This is a genomic window from Bradyrhizobium sp. (genome assembly GCF_036009065.1).
Taxonomy (GTDB): Bacteria; Pseudomonadota; Alphaproteobacteria; order Rhizobiales; family Xanthobacteraceae; genus Bradyrhizobium.
The window spans coordinates 1-6915 of sequence record NZ_DASYMN010000015.1; the positions used below are offsets into that span (position 1 = coordinate 1).

General features: G+C 61.7%; 8 protein-coding genes. 1 reads left to right on the forward strand and 7 read right to left on the reverse strand.

The features are described 5' to 3' along the window. The 3 genes from VGP39_RS00625 to VGP39_RS00635 all read right to left on the reverse strand — a co-directional run. Positions 1-1020, reverse strand: a 1020-nt coding sequence (locus VGP39_RS00625; RefSeq protein ID WP_327566176.1) for a TRAP transporter large permease, incomplete at its 3' end; no start/stop codon positions are given. Next, on the reverse strand, positions 1017-1532 hold the full coding sequence (locus tag VGP39_RS00630; protein WP_327566177.1) for a TRAP transporter small permease: 516 nt from the start codon (positions 1530-1532) through the stop codon (positions 1017-1019). The genes VGP39_RS00630 and VGP39_RS00625, both read right to left, overlap by 4 nt. Before the next feature lie 230 nt (positions 1533-1762). Beyond that, positions 1763-2761 carry a TRAP transporter substrate-binding protein gene (locus tag VGP39_RS00635; RefSeq protein WP_327566178.1) on the reverse strand — a complete coding sequence of 333 codons (999 nt, stop codon included), beginning with the start codon at positions 2759-2761 and terminating at the stop codon, positions 1763-1765. Positions 2762-3064: 303 nt separating this feature from the next. On the opposite strand from VGP39_RS00635, the gene VGP39_RS00640 reads away from it, so the two are divergent. Beyond that, entirely contained in the window at positions 3065-3424 is a 360-nt protein-coding gene (locus VGP39_RS00640; RefSeq protein ID WP_327566179.1) for a hypothetical protein, read from the forward strand. Positions 3425-3623: 199 nt separating this feature from the next. Here the strand turns inward: VGP39_RS00640 and VGP39_RS00645 are convergent, their stop codons facing one another. From VGP39_RS00645 to VGP39_RS00660, 4 genes are all read right to left on the reverse strand, one after another. After that, entirely contained in the window at positions 3624-3986 is a 363-nt protein-coding gene (locus tag VGP39_RS00645) for a hypothetical protein (protein WP_327566180.1), read from the reverse strand. After that, positions 3986-4351: a flagellar biosynthesis regulator FlaF gene (gene flaF / locus VGP39_RS00650; RefSeq protein WP_327566181.1), complete on the reverse strand. Its 366-nt coding sequence runs from the start codon at positions 4349-4351 to the stop codon at positions 3986-3988. The genes VGP39_RS00645 and flaF overlap by 1 nt, the downstream gene beginning before the upstream one ends. Before the next feature lie 226 nt (positions 4352-4577). Beyond that, positions 4578-6032, reverse strand: coding sequence for a tetratricopeptide repeat protein (locus VGP39_RS00655; protein WP_327566182.1), 1455 nt, complete (start codon positions 6030-6032; stop codon positions 4578-4580). A gap of 204 nt (positions 6033-6236) precedes the next feature. Beyond that, on the reverse strand, positions 6237-6915 hold a 679-nt coding region (locus VGP39_RS00660; RefSeq protein ID WP_327566183.1), incomplete at its 5' end, for a flagellin.

Genomic DNA, 6915 nt, shown 5'->3' on the forward strand with positions numbered 1-6915 from the left:
GTCGAGAAAGCAGCCGACCACCAGAAAGCAGAAGGCGATGAAGAAGCCCGCCGCGATCGCTCCCATGCCCCAGGTCGAGACGTTGGCCAGCAGCGCCTCCGGAATCTTGTAATAGGCCAATAGCCAGCCGAATGCGCTGGCGGTGCCGACGCAAAACAGCGCCACGCCGGCGAGCCGCCCGGTGTCGAGCAGCGCCTTGTACAATTCTTTCGCGCCGGTCTCCCGGTGAAAGAACGTCGACAGCACGACCGAATACAGCACGGCTACGCACGCCGATTCGGTTGCGGTGAACCAGCCGAGCAGGATGCCGCCGACGATGATGAACGGCGTCATCAGCGCGGGCAGCGATTGCCAGATCGCGCAGCGCATCTGCACCCAGCTGTCCTTCGGATAGGTCGGATAGCCGCGGCGCACCGCATAGACGTGCACGGTCGCCATCTGGGCGCCGGCGATCAGCAGGCCCGGAACGATGCCGGCCAGATACATCGCCGCGATCGAGGTCGAGATCAGCCCTCCCCACACGATCATCAGGATCGACGGCGGGATGATGACCGCGAGCACGGCCGACACCGCCGTAATCGCGATCGAGAACGAGAGGTCGTAGCCCTCCTTGGTTTGCGCATCGATGAAGATCTTGGATTGGCTCGCGGCGTCCGCCGTCGAGGAACCGGAGATGCCGGCGAAGAACACGCTCAGCACCACATTGATCTGCGCCAGCGACCCCGGCCAGTGCCCGACCATCGAGCGCGACAGCGCCACCAGCCGGTCGGTGATGCCGCCGATGCTCATCAGGTTCGCGGTCAAGAGGAAGAACGGCACCGACAGCAGGATGAAGGAATTGTAGGCATTAAAAGTCTCCTGCGCGAGCGTCATCATCGACAGCCGCGGCTCGATCAGCAGTACCGGCAGGCAGGCAAGGCCGAGCGCGAAGGCGACGGGCACGCGCACGATCAACAGCGCGATGAAAACGCCGAACAGCACCAGGGCCGCCTGGCCGGCTGAAAAAACGGTGCCGCTCATCGCGCGGTCCCGAACAGGATGCGCGTTTCATCGACGATCTGCTCGCCCGCGAATGCGATCCAGGTGAAGCCCGCCACCGGCCAGGCGACATGGATCAGCCAGAGCGGCAGATCGGCAAGTTCAGAGGTTCTGTTCCATGCGAACCGGGTGAACTCGATGCCGGCCCACACGAACACCAGCGCCAGCGCCAGGATGCCGAGCCGCGCCGCGATCCGCACCAAAGCTTCGCTTCGCCGCGACAGGTCCGGCCAGACGTCTACTTCGAAGTGCTGCGCCTCCCGCACCCCGACCATGGCGCCGATCATGATGGTCCAAACGAACAGGAACCGCGCCATCTCCTCGGTCCAGATATAGGACGGAATGAAGGGAGTGTAGCGCGAGACCACCTGCAGCGTGACCGGAATGATGATGATGCCGACACAGGCGGCCAACAGTATTTCCAAAAGTTTGCCGTAGGCGGCGGTGACCCGGCGCCACAGCGACGGGCTGGGAGACAACGGTATTTCGGTCATCGGCACTCCGGGCGGGCAAGTGAAACGTCAGACGCGGGCATCAATTTGCTGCCGGCCATATGCAGCGCCGTCATCCTGAGGCGCTCGCCTTCTTGGGCGAGCCTCGAAGGATCGGCCACAGGCACTTGCGGCCGTCCTTCGAGACGCCGCGCAAGGGCGCGGCTCCTCAGGATGACGGCTGAATGCGTGGCTCGGAAAAGCACTTATGTTTACGGTCGGATGGATCGGTCTCAAGCGATATTGATCTTCTCAAAGATGCCCTCGGCGCCGATTTCCTTGGCGTATTGCGCCATCACGGGATCGGCGAGCTTCTTCATGGCGTCGCGCTCCTCGAACGGCACGCGCTTGAGCTTGCCCGCCTTCTCCAGCGCATCGAGCTTTGTCACCTCCTCGCTGGATTCCAGCTTGCGGCCGTAATCGCCGGCTTCCTTGCCGGCCTTGAAGATCGCCTCCTGCAATTCCTTCGGCAGCGTCTTCAGCGTCTTCACCGAGAAGCAGATCGGGCGGATCGACACCGCGTGTTGTGTCAGGTTGAGATGCGGCGCGACTTCATAAAACTTCATCGCCTCGACGCCGGCCGCCTCGTTTTCGCCCGCCGCGATCACGCCGTTCTGGATGGCATTGTAGATTTCATTGTAGGCGATCACCGTCGGGCTCATGCCGACCGCCGCGAACGTCTTCGACCAGATCGGCGCGCCCTGCACGCGCACCTTGAGGCCCTTGATCTCTGCCAGGTTCCGGATCGGCTTGTTGGCGAAGATGTTGCGGATGCCGCCGCCGGCATAGCCGACCAGCACCACCTCGGCCTTGGCGGCGACCTCATCGGCGATCGGCGCCAGGATGTTCTGCTCGACCACCTTGTTCATGTGGTCGATGCCCTTGAACACGAAGGGCGCGTCGATAAACGGCGCCGCCTTGGCGAAGGTCGACATGTGGGCCGGCGAGACGATGCCGTAGTCGACGGCCTTGCCCTGCGACATGTATTCGAAATACTGCTTCTCCAGGCCGAGCGACGAGTTCTTGTGCAGCGTGAAGTTGACCGGCTTGCCGTAATATTGCTTCACCAGTTCTTCGAATTTGAGCAGCGCCCGGTTGAACGCGTGATCGTCGTTGAACTGCACGGCGCCATTCAGCGTGATAGGCGCCTGCGCTTTTAGAATCGACGGCATCCCGAGAACGCCGGTGGCCGCGGTGGCGCCGAGTCCCGCAAGTACGGTTCTTCGCTTCATGGTTTCCTCCCTGGTATACCCGTCCCTTTGGGATCTTGGGCGTCGCCGCCGGCAATGCGGCGGCGATCGTCGCAAGCGTATGCAAAAGAAGGCAGCTATGGAAGGCACTTTCGGGGTGCAAAGCGCGCCCTGTGGCCGCATAGCCCCAAGGACATCGCGGAAACCGGGCATTTTTCATCAAATTATCGGCCCGCCGTCAGTGCGAAATTCAGCGCGTTTTCTAACGCGGTGGTGAGGGCCGCGGCGCTATGGTTGCCAACGGGAAAGGTTGGGGTTTGACTCGAGGAAGGCTTGGAGGCCGCCATGAGTTCGGATTTCAGCATCAAGCCGGTGGGGACGCCGGTTGCCACGCCGTTGCCGCCCGTCTCGCCCGCGGCGGAGCAGGCGGTTGCGACCGACCTGCCTGCGCCGCAAAGCGTGGCGGCGGCGGATGCCGGCCCACACGCCCGCAACGACACGCAAAACTCCGGCGGTCATACCTCGAACCACGTCATCCTCGACCGCGACGCCGGCTCGGTGGTCTATCAGGTGGTCGACAACCGCACCAGCCTGGTCGTCAAGCAGTTTCCCGACCAGGGCATGTTGCGGCGGCGCGCTTACGCCCGCGCGCTGGAACAGGCGCGCGAAGACGTCCACGCGCTGCGCATCGACAGGCAGATCTAAGAAGCGCCGCTCTCGTGCCCCGGACGCAGCGCAGCGCCATAAGCGCATTTACGCGCGTCTTCGACGCGCTATGCCCTTCGCGGCGTGGTGCGCTGCAGAGCCGGGGCCCACCAACGTTTACGGTGTTCATGGCTGGGTGGGTCCCGATTCTGCGAAGCAGCGTGAAGAACGCGGCATCGCGCCCGGGACACGGCGACACCTAGTCCCGCGTCGCATACGCGGTGTTGAGCCGCGTGGAGCCGTCATAGGGGTTGGTGACGACCGTCTTGATCGTCGCCTTGCCGAGCTTGGCCAGCATGAATTTCGAATCGCCGATCCGGAACGAGGCGTCCCTGATCAGGACGTCCTGGTACTTCACCGTCGAGCCGCTCTGGTAGCGGACCTTTGCGCGAAAGCCGTTGACGTTGGAAACCGTGAAGCTGAAGTCCTCGCCGGTCGAGTACTTGCCTTGCCAGGTGCCCTGGTAGTCCGCCGCATTGACCGCGACATAGGGCGTCTTCGACGGCACCATGCCGCCGACGGTGGTGTAGTTCGTCGCGATGATGCTGAGAATATCGGCCATCAGGCGCGGCCGGAAAGACCTGCGGCGAGGTTGCAGTTGATGTCGATCAGCGACTTCAGCTTTTCAGGCGCGGGGTTGGTCTGGATCTCGACGGTCTGCTTCATCACGAAGATGCCGATATTGGCGATGTTCTGGCGGATTTCGACCGCCAGCGGATTCTCATCGTTGATGGCGTCGCTCATGAAGATCGACCACAACTTACGATTGAACATGATCGCCGAATTGAGCCGGCTGCCCGCCCCGCTCCAGTTCTCCACCACGTCCTGAAGCTGCTGTGCCGCCTTCAAAAGCGCCTGCGCTTCGATTTCGCGGGGCGATGCGGTGGTCTGCGAATTGCGGGCGTAGGTCTGGGCGGCGCTGGACATTCATGACCTCGATCTGGGCGGCAGGGCGGCGGAAAATGCCCACGATTTATACAGTTGTGCCTTTAAAATATGGTTAATTACCATTTCCGATTGTGACGAGATGGAGCCCGGATTGTGCGCGGACTGGCAGCTGCGCCATCCGGAAGTTCTTGCCCTCATCCGGAGTAGCGGGCCTGTAGCTCAATCCGGGTTACCAATTACTGCGGCCTAAGTGTTGGCGAACAATTCACGATTTCTCCGCAACGATCCCAAGGCTCGGCACGGGCACGCCTCTCTCGGTGCGGATCGGTTGCTGTTCGAGCTGTAACACCACAAGGCCGGCTGCCTCTATCGACGCGCGCACATAAGAAGCACTATGAGCGTAGCGCCTGCCCTCGCCCATAGTAAAACCGTCGCCGTCGTGCCTTTCCAGGGTGAAAGCCAAAAGGCCGCCGGCAGCCAGAACACGGCTCGCTTCCTTCAGAACCGGAAAGAGATCGGCGACATAGACCATCGCATCGGCGGAGAGGACGAACTCCACGCTGGAGTCAGGCGTCGACCGCAGACCCTCCAGCATATCGGTCACTTTAAGCTGGGCATAGAGACCCGTGGCGCGTGCCTTTTCGATCATAGCCGGCGAAAGGTCGATGCCCGTGAATCGATCGACCATTTCAGCAAAGGCGGCCGCCGCCAATCCCGTACCGCAACCGAGATCGATCGCGTGTCTGAAATGGGCCGGCTTCCGATGCGCGAGGCATGCAGACCGCACCGCTTCCAGCAACACCTGGGGTCCGCGATATCCGAGCCTCTCCAGCAGAGCGGTATCGAATGTATCCGCATATTGATCGAACAGCCGACGCACATAGGCAGCGGGCATTTCCGACACTTCGTCGGCGCCCAGCCGCATCAGTTCGACGCTCGCACCGAACGCATCGGAAGGATCCAGTTCACGCGCCCGGCGCAAGGCCAGAATCGCGCCGTCACGATCCCCGAGTTGCTCGAGCACTTTTCCAAGCAACCGCCAAGCAGACACCCGACCCGGCTCCAACTCGGATGCCCGCCGATAGCTTGCCGCTGCCTCTGCATTCCTGCCGAGATTGTGCAGGCAATCGCCTTTGACACAGAGCGCTTCAACCTGATCCGGAGAAATGGCCAGCGAAAGATCGCACTTGGCGAGCGCCTCCTCGTACCGGCCTAATTCGAGCAAGACGCCGCCGCTTAGAGCCGATGCCTCCGCATTGTTGGGATCGAGCGTAAAAGCATGCTCATAGGTCAGCAGCACTTCATCGTACCGGCGCTGTATGCGCAGCAGGTTTCCTAATTTGATCCAGGGCGCGGCCCGATCTGGAGCCAGCTTGATCGCGATGTCGAAGCTTTTCCTGGCCTCATCCAGCTTGTTCTGTTCTCGAAGCAACTCGCCGAGGTTCAAGAAATATTCGTGATTGTTCGGATTGCATCTGATCGCCGAGGCGATCAGATCGACGGCCAGATCCGGGCTGTTGGTCTGCCAGTGGACCAAACCAAGAAGATGGAGCGAATCCGCGTGCTTCGGATCACGCGTCAATGCCTGCCGACAGCGGTCTTCGGCCGCTCCATATCGTTTGGACAAGAAGTGGCGCACGGCGGCGGCGTGCAGATCGGCCGGAGAGCGCCTTGTTCTGCTCTGCTCGAGGCTTTTGAAACGAGGTTGAAGCCGGCCCATTGCATACGTCCCTTGGAATTGAGATCGACCAGAGTATCGTTGTCGCAACGACCCGAATCAATTCCATGATAAACCCAACTCCTAACGAAGAGTTATCGGCTGGATTGCTTCGTCGCTTCGCTCCTCGCAATGACAGCCATGTCGGCAACGACAAAAACGGCGGGGCCGCCCCCGCCGTTTCGACTGCCGGTTGAAAGCTTCAGATTACTGCAGCAGCTTGAGCACGCTCTGCTGCGACTGGTTGGCGAGCGCAAGCGCCGAGACTGCGATCGACTGGCGGGTCGACAGCGCCTGGCTGTTGGCCGCTTCTTCGTTGGTGTCGGCCAGCGTCAGGTTGGCTGAGCCGGTCTGCAGCACGTTGATCAGGTTCTTGTTGAAATCCTGGCGGATCTGCACGACCGACAGGTTCGATCCCAGCGTCGAGGCTTCGGTGCGCAGCGTGGTGCTGGCGTTGGAGATCTTGACCAGCGTGGCGTTCGCGGAGTTGTTGTCCAGGAAGTCGGTGCCCGAGGTCAACAGGGCAAGGCCGAGGCCCGCCGCGTTGAAGGTCACGCCCTTGATGTTCAGCGTCGACTTGCCGGTTTCGTTGAAGGTCAGCTTGAGGTCGTCGCCGTTCAGCAGGTTGATGCCGTTGAACGACGAATCCTGCGACGTGGTGGTGATCTGGGTGATGATGTTGTTGTACTGGCTGACCAAATTAGCGCGAATGGTCTGCGAGGCGGCATCGGCGACGGGAGCAACAGCAGCTCCGAACGTCGCGGTGCCCGGAGTCGAGCCGACGGTAACCGCACCGATCGTGGACGAAGCGTAGTCGTTGGCCGTGGTGAAGACGAGCTTGTTGGCGCTGTCCAGGCTGGCCGTCAGGTTGGCGGGGGCCAACGCG

What these genes read in the sequence shown, in the direction of transcription:
- VGP39_RS00645 (WP_327566180.1), bottom strand. Translation starts at nt 3,986, where the DNA reads ATGGCCGATATTCTCAGCATCATCGCGACGAACTACACCACCGTCGGC.
- VGP39_RS00635 (WP_327566178.1), bottom strand. Translation starts at nt 2,761, where the DNA reads ATGAAGCGAAGAACCGTACTTGCGGGACTCGGCGCCACCGCGGCCACC.
- VGP39_RS00630 (WP_327566177.1), bottom strand. Translation starts at nt 1,532, where the DNA reads ATGACCGAAATACCGTTGTCTCCCAGCCCGTCGCTGTGGCGCCGGGTC.
- VGP39_RS00640 (WP_327566179.1), top strand. Translation starts at nt 3,065, where the DNA reads ATGAGTTCGGATTTCAGCATCAAGCCGGTGGGGACGCCGGTTGCCACG.
- VGP39_RS00655 (WP_327566182.1), bottom strand. Translation starts at nt 6,032, where the DNA reads ATGGGCCGGCTTCAACCTCGTTTCAAAAGCCTCGAGCAGAGCAGAACA.
- flaF (WP_327566181.1), bottom strand. Translation starts at nt 4,351, where the DNA reads ATGTCCAGCGCCGCCCAGACCTACGCCCGCAATTCGCAGACCACCGCA.